17 protein-coding genes, 1 tRNA gene and 2 pseudogenes are annotated in these 18,496 nt (G+C 64.9%); 6 read left to right on the top strand and 14 right to left on the bottom strand.

Annotated features, from left to right (window positions below; translation table 11 throughout):
* A partial coding sequence (locus ACTJI6_RS21545) for an integrase core domain-containing protein (protein ID WP_440799152.1) occupies nucleotides 1–335 on the top strand: 335 nt, incomplete at its 5' end.
* A gap of 52 nt (nucleotides 336–387) precedes the next feature.
* Nucleotides 388–588 (top strand): hypothetical protein, encoded by a 201-nt coding sequence (locus ACTJI6_RS21540; RefSeq protein WP_440803575.1) that lies wholly within the window; start codon nucleotides 388–390, stop codon nucleotides 586–588.
* A gap of 813 nt (nucleotides 589–1,401) precedes the next feature.
* On the opposite strand, the gene ACTJI6_RS21535 is transcribed toward ACTJI6_RS21540, so the two are convergent.
* The gene (locus ACTJI6_RS21535; protein WP_440803577.1) at nucleotides 1,402–1,794 is read right to left on the bottom strand and encodes a hypothetical protein; all 393 of its coding nucleotides are present in this window, start codon (nucleotides 1,792–1,794) and stop codon (nucleotides 1,402–1,404) included.
* Nucleotides 1,795–1,980: 186 nt separating this feature from the next.
* Nucleotides 1,981–2,055, bottom strand: a tRNA-Gln gene (locus ACTJI6_RS21530).
* Nucleotides 2,056–2,148: 93 nt separating this feature from the next.
* On the opposite strand from ACTJI6_RS21530, the gene ACTJI6_RS21525 reads away from it, so the two are divergent.
* A complete protein-coding gene (locus tag ACTJI6_RS21525; protein WP_440803572.1) occupies nucleotides 2,149–3,321 on the top strand; it encodes an NAD(P)/FAD-dependent oxidoreductase in 1,173 nt (390 codons plus the stop codon).
* A 72-nt stretch (nucleotides 3,322–3,393) separates the two neighbouring features.
* Nucleotides 3,394–4,162: pseudogene (locus ACTJI6_RS21520) on the top strand (IS5 family transposase).
* Here the strand turns inward: ACTJI6_RS21520 and kdsA are convergent.
* Genes kdsA through ACTJI6_RS21505 form a run of 3 tightly spaced genes read right to left on the bottom strand, consistent with a single transcriptional unit; the run spans nucleotide 4,159 to nucleotide 7,353 of the window.
* On the bottom strand, nucleotides 4,159–5,001 hold the full coding sequence (gene kdsA, locus ACTJI6_RS21515) for a 3-deoxy-8-phosphooctulonate synthase (protein WP_440803570.1): 843 nt from the start codon (nucleotides 4,999–5,001) through the stop codon (nucleotides 4,159–4,161). The pseudogene ACTJI6_RS21520 and the gene kdsA overlap by 4 nt on opposite strands.
* Nucleotides 4,998–6,716 carry a capsule biosynthesis protein gene (locus ACTJI6_RS21510; protein ID WP_440803568.1) on the bottom strand — a complete coding sequence of 573 codons (1,719 nt, stop codon included), beginning with the start codon at nucleotides 6,714–6,716 and terminating at the stop codon, nucleotides 4,998–5,000. The genes kdsA and ACTJI6_RS21510 overlap by 4 nt, the downstream gene beginning before the upstream one ends.
* Complete coding sequence (locus ACTJI6_RS21505) at nucleotides 6,700–7,353, bottom strand: ABC transporter ATP-binding protein (protein ID WP_440803566.1); 654 nt, start codon at nucleotides 7,351–7,353, stop codon at nucleotides 6,700–6,702. The genes ACTJI6_RS21510 and ACTJI6_RS21505 overlap by 17 nt, the downstream gene beginning before the upstream one ends.
* Before the next feature lie 150 nt (nucleotides 7,354–7,503).
* Between ACTJI6_RS21505 and ACTJI6_RS21500 the strand changes: the two genes are divergently transcribed.
* Both ACTJI6_RS21500 and ACTJI6_RS21495 read left to right on the top strand, forming a co-directional pair.
* Entirely contained in the window at nucleotides 7,504–8,091 is a 588-nt protein-coding gene (locus ACTJI6_RS21500) for a uracil-DNA glycosylase family protein (RefSeq protein ID WP_440803563.1), read from the top strand.
* Between the two features lie 71 nt (nucleotides 8,092–8,162).
* Nucleotides 8,163–9,834 (top strand): annotated as a pseudogene (locus ACTJI6_RS21495) (formate--tetrahydrofolate ligase).
* On the opposite strand, the gene ACTJI6_RS21490 reads toward ACTJI6_RS21495, so the two are convergent.
* From ACTJI6_RS21490 to ACTJI6_RS21450, 9 genes are all read right to left on the bottom strand, one after another.
* Complete coding sequence (locus ACTJI6_RS21490) at nucleotides 9,831–10,670, bottom strand: hypothetical protein (protein WP_440803561.1); 840 nt, start codon at nucleotides 10,668–10,670, stop codon at nucleotides 9,831–9,833. The pseudogene ACTJI6_RS21495 and the gene ACTJI6_RS21490 overlap by 4 nt on opposite strands.
* A 376-nt stretch (nucleotides 10,671–11,046) precedes the next feature.
* Complete coding sequence (locus ACTJI6_RS21485; RefSeq protein ID WP_440803559.1) at nucleotides 11,047–12,084, bottom strand: alpha/beta hydrolase; 1,038 nt, start codon at nucleotides 12,082–12,084, stop codon at nucleotides 11,047–11,049.
* A gap of 161 nt (nucleotides 12,085–12,245) precedes the next feature.
* Entirely contained in the window at nucleotides 12,246–13,406 is a 1,161-nt protein-coding gene (locus ACTJI6_RS21480) for an aldo/keto reductase (RefSeq protein ID WP_440803557.1), read from the bottom strand.
* Nucleotides 13,407–13,594: 188 nt separating this feature from the next.
* Complete coding sequence (locus ACTJI6_RS21475; protein ID WP_440803555.1) at nucleotides 13,595–14,284, bottom strand: DUF4405 domain-containing protein; 690 nt, start codon at nucleotides 14,282–14,284, stop codon at nucleotides 13,595–13,597.
* A complete protein-coding gene (locus ACTJI6_RS21470; RefSeq protein WP_440803553.1) occupies nucleotides 14,281–14,745 on the bottom strand; it encodes a cytochrome P460 family protein in 465 nt (154 codons plus the stop codon). The genes ACTJI6_RS21475 and ACTJI6_RS21470 overlap by 4 nt, the downstream gene beginning before the upstream one ends.
* 85 nt (nucleotides 14,746–14,830) lie before the next feature.
* The gene (locus tag ACTJI6_RS21465) at nucleotides 14,831–15,814 is read right to left on the bottom strand and encodes an aldo/keto reductase (protein WP_440803551.1); all 984 of its coding nucleotides are present in this window, start codon (nucleotides 15,812–15,814) and stop codon (nucleotides 14,831–14,833) included.
* A 58-nt stretch (nucleotides 15,815–15,872) separates the two neighbouring features.
* Nucleotides 15,873–16,610, bottom strand: a complete 738-nt coding sequence (locus ACTJI6_RS21460; protein WP_440803548.1) for an SDR family oxidoreductase — start codon at nucleotides 16,608–16,610, stop codon at nucleotides 15,873–15,875.
* 110 nt (nucleotides 16,611–16,720) lie between these two features.
* Nucleotides 16,721–17,602: an aldo/keto reductase gene (locus ACTJI6_RS21455; protein WP_440803546.1), complete on the bottom strand. Its 882-nt coding sequence runs from the start codon at nucleotides 17,600–17,602 to the stop codon at nucleotides 16,721–16,723.
* 21 nt (nucleotides 17,603–17,623) lie between these two features.
* Nucleotides 17,624–18,214 (bottom strand): flavodoxin, encoded by a 591-nt coding sequence (locus tag ACTJI6_RS21450; RefSeq protein WP_440803543.1) that lies wholly within the window; start codon nucleotides 18,212–18,214, stop codon nucleotides 17,624–17,626.
* Nucleotides 18,215–18,496 lie beyond the last annotated feature (282 nt).

Genomic DNA, 18,496 nt, shown 5'->3' with positions numbered 1-18,496 from the left:
GCAAGATCGACTGGCACTACATCGCGCCAGGAAAGCCGACACAGAACGCCTTCATCGAGAGCTTCAACGGTCGCCTGCGCGACGAGCTATTGAACGAGACCCTGTTCCCGTCCCTGCACCATGTCCGCGTCACGCTGGCCGCCTGGCGCACGGACTATAACACTGAACGGCACCACTCCCGTCTCGGCTGGCAGACCCCAGCCGAGTTTGCCCAAACCTTCGCCCTGCAACGGGGCTTGGCGCTGCGCAACCTGCAAGGCTCCGCACCAGCCCCCGTTGCTCAACTCGCCCGAATGGGCAAAACTCAAGCCCGGAGTCTCGCTCACGCTGGATAAAAGTCGGGGGCAACGTCACTGGGAATACCGGCCCGTTCGCCAGAGCTTGGACATGGGCAAGAAAGCCCATCTCGATGAGGTGTTCGTGGATTGGGACCTTGCGCGACTGCTTGTTCTTGATCCGGCGAAGCTTGTTGTTCTTGATGCTGAATGCCCGCACCCCCTCCTCCTGAATGATCTCGTCACACAGAAGGCCTGCAATCTCCTCGCGGCGGGCGCCGGAGTAAGCGGCAATGAGCGGGATCCAGAATAGGCCATCGCGAACAATAATCTCCCCTGCCTTGGTTCGGCTGCTAGTGCTGGCGCTGCCATGCCAGATTGCCCCATTGAAGATGGCGGCAACGTCGTCCCGCGTGAAAGGGGGGACTTTTTCCTGTTCGTCCTCGTCGTCAGTGTCCCGCAAGTCGCTGATGTCCAGCAAGGGTCGAGAGCGATACCGTCAGACCTTGCCTGCTTCAGCATCTGCCCGATGAAGCCGAGGTTCCTGTTCACTGTCGCCGGAGCAAGTCCAACCTCCGCCTCACGCGCGGTCGCTGCGGCGATAATCTCCGACAGTGGCATGCTCTTCTCTTTCGAACTTTTGCGATATGTCGACGGCAGTTGGGCCATGGTATCGCAAAAGCGAGCAAGGTCAGCCTGCCGCAGCCTGCGGATATCGCTGACCGCAGTTGCCTCGACAAGCAGAGCCGCCGTGTTTCTGATCTGGTAGGCGGTCGTATCGGTTGCCTTGCCCCGCGCTTCCTTCTTGGAGGCCAGCCGATCAGCGACTGCAGAAATCGCTGGGTCGTAGGCCGGCTCTCCTCTGGCAGTGATTCACTGATCTGAGAGGCAGCCGGAGTCGCGCTGACAGTTTTTCCTATGAGGGCTTCGGCGAGATCGAGCGCCTCTGTCAGCTTTGGATCAGTTCGAGGGCTGGCATTGAGATAGGCTGCCGCGCGTCCACGGAGGTAGATCTGCCGCGAGTCCAGAACTGATGGACGTTCAGCCCTGGGAGGCCCGCAAGCTCTGCGGCGCCGCGTGTGATATTCGTCTCTACAGCCTCGCTCAGAGCTTCGCCTGCGGCTTGCTAAAGGTAGTTGTCGATCTTCGGGAGGTCCTGCGCCGGAACACCGTCAGCTACGATCTCCGCGCGTTCTACTTCACCGAGATCGGCACTGATCCCGTCGCGGGCAAGAAGTCGCAAGGCATGCCCCAGCGCACGATCTTCGGCGGCATTGGTTCGGGCATAACCTGTCTCACGGCTATCCGACTGCGCTCGATTGCGACGGTCGATGCGCTCAAGCTCCTCCCGAACCACACGCTCAAGCCATTTCCGCGCGGCCTCCCGCGTCAATCCGTCCAGCGCCATTGCCTCGAACACCTGTTCACTTTCGAAGGTTACGATGCCGCCCAAGCGTCGCGCTGTACACGGGCAAGCCGTGCCAAGGCTGATCTGAAGATGAATTCCGTCGCATGGCACCCTGGCCGGGATTCTGCGTCGCCATGTGTAGATCGCGCCACGTCGAAAGACGAAGTTAACGATGCCCACCTTTAAGCCCCCTTACGGTTGGGCGCAGCACCATTGATGGCCAATCATGGAGGACATGAGTCCGTTTGACTGCCTCGCGGCCTCTTCAGGTAAAGTTTTCAAGAACTTGGATGATGTTGGCTGGGGCGGTAGGATTCGAACCTACGGTACACGGTACCAAAAACCGATGCCTTACCACTTGGCCACGCCCCAACTGTGGGAGGGTGAATAGCCAAGGGCGCGGGGGGGTGCAAGTCGAAAATCGCAAATCTTGTGCCCCGTGCCACGCCGTTTTATGCCGTCCGGATGGAACAGGTGGATCTTCTGATATTGGGCGCGGGCGCGGCGGGATTGTTCTGCGCGGGCTCGGCCCTGCGGCCGGGGCGGCGCGTGATGGTCCTGGATCACGCCGCCCAGCCCGGCGAGAAGATCCGCATATCGGGCGGTGGGCGGTGCAATTTCACCAACCTCGCCACCGCGGCGGATCGGTTCCTGTCCAAGAACCCGCGCTTTGCGGCCAGTGCTCTGGCGCGCTTCACGGCGGCGGATTTCGTGCGGCTGGTGGACCGGGCCGGAATCGCCTGGCACGAAAAGACCCAAGGGCAGCTTTTCTGCGACGGCAAGGCCGCGCAGATCACGCGGATGCTGCTGGACCGTATGCCCGGCGCCGATCTGCGGATGCGATCGGCGCCGCGATCGGTCCGCCATGACGGGACCGGGTTCGTGGTGGAAACCGCGGGCGGGGCGATCCGCACGGCGCGGCTGGTGGTGGCGACGGGGGGCAAGTCGATCCCCAAGATCGGCGCGACGGGCATCGCCTATGACCTCGGGGCGCAATTCGGGCTGCGGCTGGTGGACACACGCGCGGGCCTGGTTCCGCTGACCTTCGCCGAACAGGAACTGGCGCTGTGCCGCCCGCTGGCCGGCGTCTCGGTCGAGGCCGAGATTCGCAAGGACGGGCGGTTCCGCGATGCGCTGCTGTTCACGCATCGCGGTCTCAGCGGGCCGGTGATCCTGCAAATCTCCAGCTTCTGGAACCCCGGAGAGACCTTGCAGATCGACCTGGCGCCCGGACGCGACATCGCCGCCGATCTGAAGGCCGAACGAACGCGGGCGGGGCGCGCCGGTGTCGCGTCCGTGCTGGGCAATGCCCTGCCCGCCCGTCTGGCGGCCGCGATCTGCGAGGAGATGGGCCTGGCGCAGGCGCGGCTGGCCGACCAGCCGAACGCGCGGCTGGATGCCCTGGGGGCGCGGGTGAACCGCTGGCAGGTCCGCCCCGTCGGCACCGAGGGCTATCGCACGGCCGAGGTGACTGTAGGCGGCATCGACACGCGCGATCTGGACGCGCGCACGATGCAGGCCCGCAAGGTGCCGGGGCTGTTCTTCATCGGCGAATGCGTCGATGTGACCGGGTGGCTGGGCGGATACAATTTCCAGTGGGCCTGGGCCTCGGCCGATGCCGCAGGCCGCGCGGACTAGGTCACCTACCCATAAATGGGATTCCCGATTGGGGAGGGTTGTGCTTCACTTCCCGCGATTGGGGAGGTGGTCATGGCACGTTTCGATCTGACGGATTTCGAATGGGCGGTGATCCAGCCTCTGCTGCCGACGAAGGTGCGGGGGGTGAAGCGTGCCGACGACCGAAAGGTTCTGAACGGCATCTTTTGGCGGCTGCGGAGGGTGCGCCCTGGGCCGACATTCCGGCACGTTACGGGCCCTATACGACCTGCGTGAACCGCTTCAACCGCTGGCGGAAAGCCGGACATTGGGCGCGCATTCTACAAGCTGTGTCAGAGGCTTACGATGGCGATATCCAGATGATCGACTCCTCTTCGATCCGGGTTCATCAGCATGCGGCCAACGGGCCGAAAAAGGGGGGCGATCCGATTGCATGGGTCGCTCGCGCGGCGGGCTGACGACGAAGATCCATGCCCTGGTGGATGCCGCCGGCCGCCCGATCCTGCTGAAGCTGACGGCCGGACAGGCCCATGACGGGCGTTCGGCGATGGACATGCTGGCGACGGTGGGATCCGGCCAAGTGCTGCTGGCGGATCGCGGCTATGACGCAGACTATCTGCGCGACCCCCTGCGGGCGCGGGGCGCGGTGGCCAACATCAAGCCGATGCCGGGCCGCAAGAGGATCCCGGCCTTCGATCGGACACTCTATCGCAAGCGCAATGTCGTGGAACGGTTCTTCAACAAGCTCAAACACTTCCGGGCAGTCGCCACCCGCTACGACAAGACAGACGCCAGTTTCCTCGCCTCTGTCCACCTCGCCGCTATCCGCATCACACTCCGAGGTTACGAGTCGGTGACCTAGCCCATCACCGGGTCGGCCTTGGCCAGCCGGTCGAAGGCCATCAGCGATTCCACCAGGGCGGGCATCCGGTCCAGCGGAACCATGTTCGGCCCGTCCGAAGGCGCGCAATCGGGATCCTCGTGCGTTTCGATAAACACGCCCGCCACGCCCAGGGCCACCGCAGCACGGGCCATGACTGGCGCGAATTCGCGCTGCCCGCCCGACGATCCGCCCTGCCCGCCCGGCTGCTGCACCGAATGGGTGGCGTCCATGATCACCGGATAGCCGGTGCGCGCCATGATCGGCAGCGACCGCATGTCGGCGACCAGGGTGTTGTAGCCGAAGCTGACCCCGCGTTCGGTCAGCAGGATATTGCCGTTCCCGGTCGAGGCCACCTTGTCCGCGACATTCGCCATGTCCCAGGGGGCCAGGAACTGGCCCTTCTTGATGTTGACGACCGCGCCGGTCTTGCCCGCCGCCAGCAGCAGGTCGGTCTGGCGCGACAGGAAGGCCGGGATCTGGATCACGTCCACGATCTTCGCCGCCCGCACCACCTGTTCGGCATCATGCACATCCGTCAGCACCGGGCAGCCCAGCCGTTCGCGGACGGTGGCCAGAATCTCCAGCCCCTCGTCGATGCCCACGCCGCGGCGCCCGGACAACGACGTGCGGTTGGCCTTGTCGTAGCTGGCCTTGAAGACATAGCCCGCCCCGGCGCGCGCGCAGGCTTCGGCCATCCGTTCGCCGATCATCAGCGCATGGTCCAGCGTTTCCAGCTGGCAGGGACCGGCGATCACCACCAGCGGCAGATCGTTGCCGCAGGACAGGTCGCGGATGCGGATATGCTTGGCTTGGGTCATGCGGATACCTGTTCGCGAAGGATGGACGCCGTCAGCGACAGCATCAGATAGATACCCGAAAAGATCAGAAAGGCCACCAGGGTATTCTGGAATGCCTTGGGATAGGTCGCCTCGTCCGGGGCGACGGGGGCGACCGACAGCGACAGGTAACGGACCTGCTTGTTCGCCTCGATCCGGGCGGCCTCCATCTGTGTGGCGGCGGTGGCCAGCAGTTCCTGGCGCGTCAGCAATTCGCTTTCCGCGATGCGCAATTCGCCCGAGATCAGTGCCAGGGAATTGCGGTTCTCGCCCCCCTGGGTCAGTTGCTGGCGGGTCTGGGCGATCATCTCCTCAAGCCGGGCGATATCGCCGCGCAGCGCGGCCACGCGGCTTGGCAGGGGCTGCGGGTTCGACAGCAACTGGCCCAGTTCCAGCCGCTTTGCCGCCAGCTGCGTCTCAAGCCCCGAGATCTGGTTCATCACCACCGTGCCTTCGGCGACCGGGTCCAGAACGCCCAACGTCTGCTGCAATTCCTGCACGCGGCGTTGGGCGGCCAGCGCCTTGGCCTCGGCATCGCGATAGATGGCGATGGCGCCTTCCATCTGGTCGTCGCGCAGCCGCGAGGTCATCTGGTCCACCTGTTCTTCGGCATAGGCGATCAGGGCCAGGGAAAAGTCCTGGCTCTGGCGGGGATCCGGGGCGATCACCTCCATGTCGATCATGCCTTCGGTCGGATCATAGCCGATCTTGACCGATTTCCTGTACAGGTCGAACGTCGCCTCGTTCGTGGCATCGGGGGCCAGCCGCTTGATCGGGTCGATGGCGGGATCCTGGAACGCGCGCCGGAAGCCCTTGTCGCCATCCAGCCGCAGCATCGCGTCGCGCGATGTCAGATAGCTTTGGACCGCCACCGAATCGGTGTTCGTCGCCAGTTGCGATCCGCCCAGCAGGCCGCCCAGCCCAGCGGCGCCCCCCGCCCCCTGGCCTTCCGCCGACTGGATGCGGAACTGCGAGTTGGTGGCGTAAAGGGGGGTCGCGAAGCTGAAGTAATACCAGCCCGCCACGGCGGTCGGCAGGATCACCAAGGCCTGAAGGCGCAGGGCCAGCATGACCATCCGCCGCCGCCTGCGCCGGGCGATGTCCTGCTGGATGCGGAAAATCTGGGCCGCGCGCTTTTCCTCGGTCAGGGCTTCGCGGCTGGGCAGGTCGGGACGCGGCGCGGCAGAGGGGTTGCCGGGCCACGCCACCGGGGCCGCCTGATTGCGCGGCATGATCGCAGGCGTGTTCGCCGCGGGCTGGGCCTGCGCGCGGCTTCCCTCGCTGGAGAGGATCTGGCTGAGGGCGGCGCGATGGGACGGATCGATGCCGCGTTGGCGCAGGCGCAGCACGGCTTCCTCGTCCGATCCGACCTCGATCTGGTGCAGCGTGGCGATGCGGCGGGCGATGCGCAGCTGGCGTTCGGACAGGTTTTCCCTGCGGATCAGGGCAAGCTGCGCGTCCACATCGCCTTGGGCCGGGGCGGGCGCGACATGCGGCAGGCCGTCATCCACCGGATCGGTGCGCATGAAGCGGTCGCGTTCGTCGTCCCCGGCCGCGCTGTCCGCCCCAACCGGCCGCTTGCGCACGGTGATGCGGATGTCCGCGCCTGACGCCGAGGACGGGCCATCCCCTTCGGCCGGGCGGACCGATTCGGCGGCCGAGGCGTGATAGCGGCGGACCTTAGGCGGTGTGGTCATGATACTGCGTCGCCTCGGCAAGGGATTCGAACTGATAAAGCCGGCCGTCCCGCAGGATGGCGGCCGACCGGCAGAATTTCTCGATCGTGGCGGGCTGGTGCGACACGATCACGACGGTCGCGGACTTCAGCCGGTCATACAGCACCGCGCCCGCCTTGCGGTTGAATTCGACATCCGTCGTCCGCGGCATCCCCTCGTCGATGAGGTAGATGTCGAATTCCAGCGCCAGCAGCAGCGAAAAGGTGAACCGCTGCCGCATCCCGGCGGAATAGGTGCCGACCGGCCGGTCGAAATATTCGTCGATATCCGTCAGCCAGCGCGTGAAGGCCGACACATAGTCGGGATCCAGCCCATAGATCCGGGCGATATAGCGGGCGTTTTCATTGGCCGAATGCTTGGCGACCACGCCGCCCATGAAGCCCAGCGGGAACGAGATCCGGCAGCCGCGCCGGATCGCGCCTTCATCGGGTTTTTCCAGCCCGCACATCATGTTGATCAGCGTGGTCTTGCCGGTGCCGTTCGGCGCCAGGATGCCCAGCGAGTTGCCCGGTTCGACCCGAAAGGATGCCCGGTCCAGGATCACCTTGCGCCGCGTTCCGGTCCAGAAGGACTTCGAGACGTTTTCGAATTCCAGCATCTGCCCCTTCCGCCCCCGCGAGACGTCCTGCCGACGCCCGCCACGCTTACGGTCCGGCGACCGCGCTGTCCAGTTTTCGCGTTTTGCGATACTCTTACAACAAAGATTTGACGCACTTCATTCGCGGCAGATTTTCACTATCTCTTCGTCATGTCGCCCTTGGAACGATCCATTCAGGACTGCCGCCTGTGCGCGCCGCGCTTCGCGGCGACCGCCACGGCGCATGAACCCCGCCCGGTCACCTGGTTCCGGCCCCAGGCGCGCATCCTGGTGGTGGGCCAGGCGCCGGGAATGCGCGTCCACCTCAGCGGGCGGCCCTTCACCGACCGATCCGGCGACCGCTTGCGCGACTGGATGGGCGTGGCCGAGCCTGTCTTCTACGACCGCGACCGGATTGCCATCGTGCCGATGGCCTTCTGCTTTCCGGGCTATGACCCACGCGGATCCGACCTGCCGCCGCCACCGATCTGCGCGCAGACCTGGCGCGCCCGCGTGCTGGCGGCCCTGCGCCCGCGCCTGACGCTGCTGGTGGGTGGCCACGCGATCCGCTGGCATCTTGGGCTGCGCGACGTGACCGGCGCCGTGGCCTCTTGGCGGGATCACGCGCCGGGGGTCTTTCCCCTGCCCCATCCCTCCTGGCGCAACACCGGCTGGCTGCGCCGCAATCCCTGGTTCGAGGCCGATCTGCTGCCCGCCCTGCGCGCCGCCGTCCGGGCCGAACTGACCCGCAACGACTGACCCCGGCCTTTGGTCCGGGGCGGTCGTCCTGCCTGTTGACAGGCGCGGCGGGCCGGGCCATCCGGGGCGGCATGACGACCGACATCCAGATCGCCCGCGCCGCGCGCAAGCTGCCCATCGCCCAGATCGCCGACCGGCTGGGCCTGGGCGACGACGACATCCTGCGCTATGGCCCAGACAAGGCCAAGATTTCGCACGACACCCTGGCCCGTCTGGCCGATCGCCCGCGGGGCCATCTGGTGCTGGTGACGGCCATCAACCCCACCCCGGCAGGCGAGGGCAAGACCACCACCACCGTGGGTCTGGGCGACGGGCTGAACCGCATCGGCAAGCGCGCCACGATCTGCATCCGCGAGGCGAGCCTGGGGCCGAACTTCGGCATGAAGGGCGGCGCGGCGGGGGGCGGCCACGCCCAGATCGTCCCGATGGAGGAGATGAACCTTCATTTCACCGGCGATTTCCACGCGATCACGGCGGCCCACAACCTGCTGGCGGCGATGATCGACAACCACATCTATTGGGGCAATACGCTTCAGATCGACACGCGCCGGATCACTTGGCGGCGGGTGATGGACATGAACGACCGCGCGCTGCGTGACATCGTGGTGGGGCTGGGCGGGATGTCGAACGGCTTCGCGCGCCAGACCGGCTTCGACATCACCGTCGCGTCCGAGGTGANTGGCGATCCTGTGTCTGGCGCGCGACCTGGACGACCTGCACGCCCGGCTGGGCCGGATCGTGGTGGCCTATACCCACGACCGCCGCCCCGTCACCGCCCGCGACCTGAAAGCCGACGGGGCGATGACCGTCCTTCTGCGCGACGCCTTGCAGCCGAACCTGGTGCAGACGCTGGAAAACAACCCGGCCCTGGTCCATGGCGGCCCCTTCGCCAACATCGCCCATGGCTGCAACAGCGTCATCGCCACCGACACCGCCCTGCGCCTGTCCGATTACGTCGTGACCGAGGCGGGCTTCGGCGCCGACCTGGGGGCCGAGAAGTTCCTGGACATCAAGTGCCGCCTGGCCGGCCTGTCCCCCGCCGCCGTGGTTCTGGTCGCCACCATCCGCGCGCTGAAGATGAACGGCGGCGTCGCCAAGGACCACCTGGGGATCGAGGACGTGGGCGCGGCCGTCCGGGGCTACGCCAACCTGGGCCGCCATATCGAGAACCTGCGCGGCTTCGGGGTGCCGCTGGTCGTGGCGCTGAACCATTTCGACGGCGACACCCAGGCCGAGATTGCCGCGCTTCAGGACTATTGCACCCGCCACGGCGTCACGGCGATCCTGTGCGATCACTGGGCCAGGGGCGGCGCGGGGGCCGAGGATCTGGCCCGCCGCGTGGTGGATCTGGTTGAAACCGGCAAGGCCGATTTCCACACGCTTTACCCCGACTCCATGCCCCTCTGGCAGAAGATCGAGACGATCTGCACCCGCATCCACCGCGCCGCCCATGTCGAGGCCCTGCCCGGCGTCCGCGCGCAACTGGAGGCCTGGGAGGCCGACGGTTACGGCACCCTGCCCGTCTGCATCGCCAAGACGCAATATTCCTTTTCCACCGACCCCGACCTGCGCGGCGCGCCCGAAGGCCATGTGATCCCCGTCCGCGAGGTTCGCCTGAACGCCGGTGCGGGCTTTGTCGTGGCGATCTGCGGACAGATCATGACCATGCCCGGCCTGCCCCGCCATCCTGCCGCCGAAACCATCGGTCTGAACGATCTGGGTCAGATCGAGGGGCTGTTCTAGGCCGCCATCGGCATGGTGGGTCGCGGCGCGCGCCAGCGACGATGGATCGCCATGTGCAGCGCGACAAGGACCGCCAGCGTCGGCCGCAGCGCCGCGCCATCCTGATCGGCGGTTCCAAAGCCGATCCGCGCGGGAAAGGACCCGTCGGGCCGCTGGCTTGAAATGGCCTCGGCCAGCATCGGCGTCACGTCATGGTCGGGGTCGATCAGGCACAGGCAGAAGATCATCTGCGCCAGCGGCACCAGCCTGCCCTTCCGCTGCGCCCAGTCGGCAAAGCGAAGGCAGTTCGCAAAGGCGTCCCCATAGGTCTGAAGGCTGGCAAAGCGCGGCCGCTCGGCCCCGAACCTGTATGCGAGCATCAGCACCCCGGCATAGGATTCGATGGCGCGGTCGTTCAGCCGTTCCTCGGGGATAGGGCGGCGCAGTTCGGCCTCCACCTCGGCCCACAGGGCCGGGTTGGGCGTGTCGCTTGCTGCAAGGCGGTCCGCCAGGGATCGGGTATCCGGCAGCGCGATCCCCTCGCGCTGATCGATCGGCAGGCACCGCAGCAAGGCGCCGCCGGGATGGGTGGCGTTTGTCATATCGCTTTGAAATCGGGCGACAAACAAATCTGTAAATTCCGGGGTAAATCGGCTTTGGACAAAAGCCTGCAACGGCGCCGGGGTTCCCCTCAAGCCAGAGCAGATATGGGCCGCGACCACCATTTCCGCCAGATCGTCGATCTGATCTTCAGGGACCGAACTCTGAGGCATCAGGTCGATCCGGTTGCGCAGCCATTGCTGGCTGCGCGCGGCAATCAGGGTCAACAGCTGCCTATAGGCGAAATCGTAGGGCATGAGCGTACTCCTCCCGGAACTGGTTCATGGATTAGAAACCCCGATTAACGATTTGGCAATAATTCTGCGCCTGGTTAGGCAAACTCCTTGCGGAAAATGCTCTGAAAACTTTGTCGATATTCTTTTGCAGGAAGATGCATAAAGAGACCGTCGGGCTTAACCGCCAATCCGCGAAAGGGTTCCACACCCCGGCGACTTGTCAAAACAGGTCAAGGACCAAGCCCGTCAGACGGACATCGTGACTGGGAAAATGGCGGAGGGGATGGGCCTGATATCCAACCTTCTCCACCACTAAGCTGTTGATATCTCTACATAGATCCATGAGGCGGGCGGATGTCTGGCGGGGCAACACACGCTCCGCAACGTGGGGCGCCCATCATTCATCCCGGGCGTGATGCCGGTCCCAGAATGCCACCGCGTCGCCAATCCAGCCTTCGGCTTCGGTCCCGGTTCCGGAGCCGAAGCCGTGTCCGAGATTCTCGTAGAGATGAAACTCGACTTCGGTCCCGGCTGCGCGCAGCTCCTCAATGCGACGCTCCATTACTTGCGGCGGTGCAATGCGATCGCGCCCACCGACCACGACGAAGGTGGGCGGTTCCTCGTCCGAGATGTCGGAATGACCGGTATAGGCCATGACGACGGCCGCCGGAGCCGGATGCTCGCTGCCCCCGAACGCCGCGATGCCGTGCGAGCCGATATACGCAGCCATGCGCGCACCGGCGGAACTGCCCCAGACGGAATAGTCATCGCGTGCGACGCCGAGTTCCTCGGCATGGGTCAGGACGTAGTCGATTGCTCGGGCCATGTCTTCGGTCGCCGCGCGGCTCCCTTGGCCCGTGCGGTAGACGACCACGAAGGCGTTGTAGCCGAGAGCGCTGATCTCGGCGGCGTAGGGAAAGCCTTCGTGGACCGAGCCGACATAGGAGAAGCCACCGCCCGCCGCGATCATGGCGAAGGGCGCCTCTTCTTGCCCGGGAAAGAAGAACAGCCCGGTCTCGCGGAGATCCGGGTTCGCTCGTCTTTCCTTGTCCGAGTAGATCTCATGAAAGACCGGGACGCCGCGGGCGGCGTTCTCGATCAGCACGTTGAGACCGGCCAGAACCGCCTCGATGTCCACCGCGCTGTGATAGGGAAGCAGAGATCCGACACGGTCAAGCGGCAGGCTGCGATCGTAGTCGCGCCCGTGCCACGGAAGGGTGTGCTCGGCAAAGCCCACCAGGGACGGGTGGTCGAGCAGATCGCCCAACGTGCTATCAGCTTTTAGGCGCGGCACTTCGACGGCCGTCTCAGCCGCTGTCCCCGCGACGTTCGCCCCGCCGTTGCCCTGCGCGACGGTTGCAGGCGCCATGAGCATCAGGGCGACCATCGCAAGACCGCTGCGCAAGAAAGCGCGAACATTGAATTTCTCCGACATCGGAACGAACCTCGTCTTCAGGGTCCCGCGCATCGAGTCACATCGCGGGAGGGCCCATCCCGAGCCAAACCTGACGAGGGATGGGGAGCAGGCGCGCAGTGATCGTGGGCACAACTACGCCCACCCCGCGGAACCCATCGCAGAGTAGGATTTCTGCGCGCTCAGTTCTTCGGCGGCGCCTCCACGTCGGAATAGGCGAGAACCGCGTCGGGCAGGCGCTGCCCCTGAACGTCGATGGCTGACACGGCCTCGTTCAGTTCGGCCAGCTCGGACTCCGTGAAGCTGACCTCGGTCGCGCCGGCGTTGTCGAGCATGTGCGCCATCTGCGTGGTGCCGGGGATCGGCACGATCCACGGCTTCTGCGCCATTAGCCAGGCAAGTGCGATCTGTGCTGGCGTCGCCTGCTTCCGCTCGGCCCAAGTCTTCGTCAGGTCGACGAGCGCCAGGTTGTGGACCCGGTTCTCCTCGGCAAACCGGGACTCGATGCCACGGATGTCGCCCGGGGCGAACGCTGTTGCGGCGTCGATGGCGCCTGTCAGGAAGCCCACACCGAGCGGGCTCCACGGCACGAAGCCGATGCCGAGCTCTTCGCAGGTCGGGATGACCTCTGCCTCCGGCCCGCGCCACAGCATCGAGTACTCGTTTTGGACGGCAGTGACCGGCAGCGCTGCGTGAGCACGGCGCAACGTGTCCAGCCCCATCTCCGAGAGGCCCCAGTGCAGCACCTTGCCTTCGTCCATCAGGTCCTGGATCGCGCCCGCGACGTCCTCGATCGGAACCTCCGGATCGACGCGGTGCTGGTATAGAAGGTCGATGCGATCAGTGCGCAGCCGCCCCAGCATGCCTTCAACGGCCAGCTTGACGTGCTCCGGCCGGCTGTTCAATCCGGGCAGGCGCTCGCCGGTCTCAAGGTCGATGTTCCAGCCGAACTTCGACGTAATCACCACCTCGTCGCGGAAGGACTCGATGGCCTCGCCGAGAATGCGTTCATTCTCGTGCGGTCCATAGGCCTCGGCGCAGTCGAAGAAGGTGATGCCATTGTCGTAGGCCGTCCGGAGAATGTTCAGCATCTCGGGCCGGTAAGGCACCAGGGTCGTGTAAGTGCGGTGCATATTCTGGACGCCCATGCCCATGCTGGAAACTTCCAGCGTCCCCAGCATACGCGTGCCGCGCGCCTGTGCGGCGGCGCCTGCGCCCGACGTCGTTGCCTGAGCCGAGGCCGGGGAAGTCATGCCGCCGACCAGCAGCGGCGCTGCAGCAAGGCTTCCCGCCGCCGCCAGCAAGCTGCGGCGCCCGATATCAATTCTGTTCTCGTTCGTCATGTCGAGCTTCCTTTCGTTGGTAGTGCGGGGCCCCTCGGCTACGCGCCTGGCGTGAATCCGGGCTCTCCTCGGACACTGCTAATGTAGCCGAAGCGGATCACTGCGATTAGACGGTGGAATTGGCATGAACCTATGCATCTGAAGCATTAATCCACGCGTGGAAATCAAGGGACTGACCGTGGTCGCTCTCATCGCCCCGGCTGGGCGAGCGCGGCCAAGCGCAGAGAAACGTAGCCAAGCACGGCGAACAAACCGATGACTGCCAGCCAGTGGCCGAAGAAGGGCAGAACGGCTTCATTGAAATCCCACATCGCCAGGCTGTACTGAAACGACAGCCGGGACCACAGCCCGAGAACCGACGCGCTGAGATAGCCCTGCACGGCAAGGGCCAGGGCGCATAGCCCCCCAAGAACTGCCCAGACCCGTGTACGACCGGTGATCCAGCCGATGCTGCGCAACAGGCCCGTGATCCGTCCCAGGTTCAGCCCGAGATGCAGCCCAACGATCGCCATGATCCAGTAGGCCGAGAACCAGTGCATCTCGCGCATCGTGAAGAGGCCGGGTTGCGGTAGGAACGCGAAGAGGGATTGCGAAATCGCAAGACTGGTGAGCAGCAGCACCGCCATCGAAGCGGCAAGCAGCAGCGTCAGGATCAGGCTCATCGCGCGGCGGAAGTCGTAGGGGCCGCGACGGGCAGCGGACCACCATCGTCCGTTGTTGACGAGATGGCGGATCAACAGCACGAAGAATATCGTGCCGACGATCTCATGGGCGAGATTTCCCTGCCACCAGTAGGCGAACGCCACCAGCAGCAGAACGAGGATCGCGCTATCGAGAAGCAGCCGAGGTGCGGGTCGGGTCCATCGCAACCGGGTCATTCGGCCCGGCGCGCATCGTTGTAGGTGAACATGTAGCTCCGGTCTTCGCGGGACATGTGACAGGACCTGCACCGCGCCGTGTTTTCCTCCATGTTGATCGTGCCATCCGGCCAGTACCACTGGAACTGCCAGTCACCGGTGCGGCTGGCTTCATCGTATTCCTCGCCCCAGCCCTCGCCCTTCTCCATGACGAAGAGGCGCCAGAGTTCCTCGTCGCGGAATATCTCAAGAACGACCTGTGTGCCGTTGGGCAGGTCCTCGCCCTGCTGGATCGCGTCCAGAGCTTCGCGCGACGTATAGACGTTCTCGAAGATGTTGCCGCGGGTGACCGTCGTGTAGAGTTCCAAGGCTCCGAGATCTTCGGGGAACGTCACTTTGTTCGGTTCGGCATTCGCCGCGCCGGTCGATGCAAATGCTGCGCACAGGGCAAGGCTGGCGGAGATGATGGTGCGGGATTTCATGCTTGCTGAGTCCTTCTGCCGTGTCCGCCAGGCAGACCGGTGTGATCATCACGCTTTCGAGGAAGCGGTGGGCAGCCGTTCGCGGTTACCGGTTGATCGCCTTCGCCAATTGGCCGGAATACCGCTCTCCCTGTACGGGGATCGCGGCCAGCGCCTCGCCGATCTCGCGCAGGTCGGCGTCGGTCAGGTCGACCCGGGCGCCGCCGAGGTTCTCCTCCAGCCGGTGAAGCTTGGTGGTTCCGGGGATCGGCACGATCCAAGGTTTCTGCGCCAGGAGCCAGGCCAGGGCGATCTGCGCCGGCGTGACGCCCTTCGCGGTCGCGATCGCGGTCACCCGGTCGACGAGCGCTTGATTGGCGGCCCGCGCCTCCGGCGAGAAGCGCGGTACAGTGTTGCGGAAGTCGGTCGCGCCGAAGGTTGTGCTGGCGTCGATTTTGCCCGTAAGGAAGCCCTTGCCGAGAGGGCTGAACGGGACAAAGCCGATGCCCAGCTCCTCAAGAGTTGGCAGGATCGCCGCTTCGGGCTCGCGCCACCACAGCGAATACTCGCTCTGAAGCGCAGTGACCGGTTGGACGGCGTGGGCGCGGCGGATGGTGTCCACTCCTGCTTCCGATAGGCCGAAATGGGCGACCTTGCCCTCGGCGATCAGGTCGCGCACGGTTCCGGCCACGTCCTCGATCGGCACGTCCGGGTCCACCCTGTGCTGAAAGAACAGATCGAGGCGGTCCACCTTGAGCAGCTTGAGCGACCGCTCGGCAACCGCGCGGATGCGTTCGGGCCGGCTGTCCATACCCTCTTTCGGATCGCCGTCGCGGAAGCCGAACTTGGTGGCGATTGCCACCTCGCCCCTGTGGGGCGCGAGCGCCTCGCCCACCAGATCCTCGTTCTCTCCCTGGCCGTAAGCCTCGGCGGTGTCGAAGAAGGTCACGCCCCGCTCCACCGCCGCGCGGATCAGTGCGATGGCTGCATCGCGATTCATGGGCGGCCCGTAGCCGAAACTGAGGCCCATGCAGCCCATCCCGAGGGCCGAGACGGTCAGGCCGCTGTGGCCGAGTTCTCGTGTCTGCATCGTCTTGCTCCTGTCATTGTCGCTTCCCGAGCTGGGACCGGCCGGCCCTTCAGGCGGGTCAGAGTTCCTGCGCCGTGGGGCGGAACAGGATCTCGTTGATGTCCACCTCCTCGGGCTGGCTGATGGCGAAAGTGACGCAACGCGCGAAGCTGGACGCCGGGATGGCCATGTGCTCGTAGAAGTCTGCGATGCCTTCGGCGACACCGGGTGCTTTCACCGATGCGGGCAGCTCGGTATCGACTGCGCCGGGCGAGATGATCGTGGTGCGGATGTTATAGGGCTTCACCTCCTGGCGGAGGCCCTCGGAAATGACCCGGACCGAATGCTTGGTGGCCGCGTAGACCGCGTTGCCTTTCCCGACCCGGTGCCCCGCGACGGAGGAGACGTTGATGAACTGGCCGCCCTTCTGCGCCTTGAAGTGGGGCAGCGCGGCATGGATGCCGTAGAGCACGCCCTTGATGTTGACGTCGATTGCCTGATCCCATTCGTCCACCCGCCCCATCTCCAGCGGCGAAAGCGGCATGATGCCGGCATTGTTGATCAGGACATCGACCCTGCCGAAAGTCTCGACGACAAAATCGACGAATGCCTTCACGTCCTCCCGATCGGTGACATCGAGCTTGCGAACGGCGACGTGTTCCCGGCCGAGCTCATCGGCGATCGCTTCTAGACGATCCATCCGGCGCGCGCCGAGGACGACTCTGGCTCCAGCGTTCACGAGGTGGCGGGCAGCCTCGGCGCCGAGACCGGAGCTGCCGCCCGTAATTGCGATGATCTTTCCGCTGACGTTTTCCATGTCGTTCCTTTCAGCCCCTCAAGGCGGGTGTTCGGCGGCTATCCAGAAACCCGAACCGCGGTCCGGGTGATGTTCATGATCGCGAAGTCACGAGATGTGCGGGCTCCAGCTCACGCCTCGGGGATCGGCATGCCGTAGTTCGCGAGGGTGATGCTCTCTGGCTCCGGTCCGCCGCGCTTGCCCGTGTCGAGGGCATGGATCGCCGCGACCTGATCGGCCGACAGTTCGAAGTCGAAGACGTCGAAGTTCTCGGCGATGCGGGTGGCCTTGACCGACTTCGGGATCACCGAGCGGCCTTCCTGCAGGTGCCAGCGCAGCATCACCTGCGCGGCGGATTTGCCGTGCAGGGCCGCGATTCCGAGGACTGTCGGGTCCTCGAGCGTGCTTCGGCCGCCACCGCGATAGAAGGTGATCCCGCCGATCGGCGACCACGCCTGAGTGTGGATCCCGTACCGGGCATTGAGCCCCTGAAGCTCCTGCTGCTGGAAATAGGGATGCACCTCGATCTGGTTCACGGCTGGAACGACCGTGGTCTCAGCCAGGAAGCGGTCCACGTGTTCGGGCATGAAGTTGCTGATCCCGATCGCGCGCACGCGACCGTCCGCAAGCAGGGTCTCCAGCGCGTGATAAGCCTTGATGGTGCGGTCGAAATCGGACGGCAGCGGCTGGTGCAGCAGCAAGAGGTCGATTTGCTCGACACCGAGCTTGGCTGCGCTCTTCTCGAACCCGTGCAACGTCTCGTTGTAGCCGTAGTCGCTGATCCAGATCTTCGTCTCGATGAAGACCTGGTTCCGGGCGATGCCGGAGCGGCGGATGCCTTCGCCGACCTCTTTCTCGTTACCGTAGGATGCGGCTGTGTCGATGTGGCGGTATCCGACGCGGATCGCCTCTTCGACCGCGGCGGTCGTCTCGGCAGGCGGGCTCTGGAAGACACCGAGCCCGAGGGCGGGCATTTCCACCCCGTTGTTCAAAGTTATCATGGATGTGGACAAGGCAGGCTCTCTTTCTGACGTTCAGAGTTCTTGATCGATATCCGCCAGCCAGGTGCTGATCTGGCGGAGCGTGTCGCGCTCGGCATCGCACTCCTGGATGAACGGTTGGAGGATCTGCGCATCGGCGGCGATCGCGGCCAGAGTCTCGGGCGCGCTTCCTGTGCCGTAGCCGCCGTGGGTGATGAACGGTACGAGGATCTTCCCCGCGAGGTCGTGGGTGGCCACGAATGTTCGAATGGGTGCTGGAAGTGCGCCGCCCCAGATCGGGAAACCGAGAAAGACGGTCTCGTATCGAGCCATGTCCGAAACGCCTTCCGCCAGGCGCGGTGTCGCTTCAGCGTCGCGCTGGCGCTGCGCGAGGTCGACATGCGCCTCGTAGTCGACCGGGTACGGCTCCGCCGTTCGGATCTCGAAGAGATCGGCTCCGACGTTCCGGCTGAGAGCTTCCGCAACCACCCGCGTGTTGCCGCTCCGGGTCAGGTAGGCCACGAGCTGGTTCGACCGTCCGAGAGTCTGGGCAGTCACGGGGCTGCTGGCAAAAGAAAGCCCAGCGGCTGCGGCAATCAGAACCTGAAAGGCTTCGCGCCGGGATCTCTGAAACTTTTCATCCATTGATTGAGGCCTTCGCAGCTCGAGAGGTGTCTCTTTGGGCATGCCCAATACCTAGCCGAGATGGCCGCATTCGATTAGATGGTGTAATTGGCATGAACCTATGCACCTGGAGCATTAATGGATGCGTGAGAACATCAACGACCTGCTGGCCTTCGTTGCGGTCGCAACGGACCAGAGTGTTGATTTCCACCCAGAACTGAGCCGGCATTTCCATCGAGAAGTGAGCCACCTCTGACTATGGATTTCCGGTCATTCAGTGGTCAAGGCGTGATTGTTCTCCTT

The sequence above is a fragment of the Paracoccus sp. 22332 genome, assembly GCF_052045125.1.
GTDB lineage: Bacteria > Pseudomonadota > Alphaproteobacteria > Rhodobacterales > Rhodobacteraceae > Paracoccus > Paracoccus haematequi_A.
Note: the sequence above shows the minus strand (reverse complement) of the source record. Positions and strands in the feature narration are given on the sequence as shown.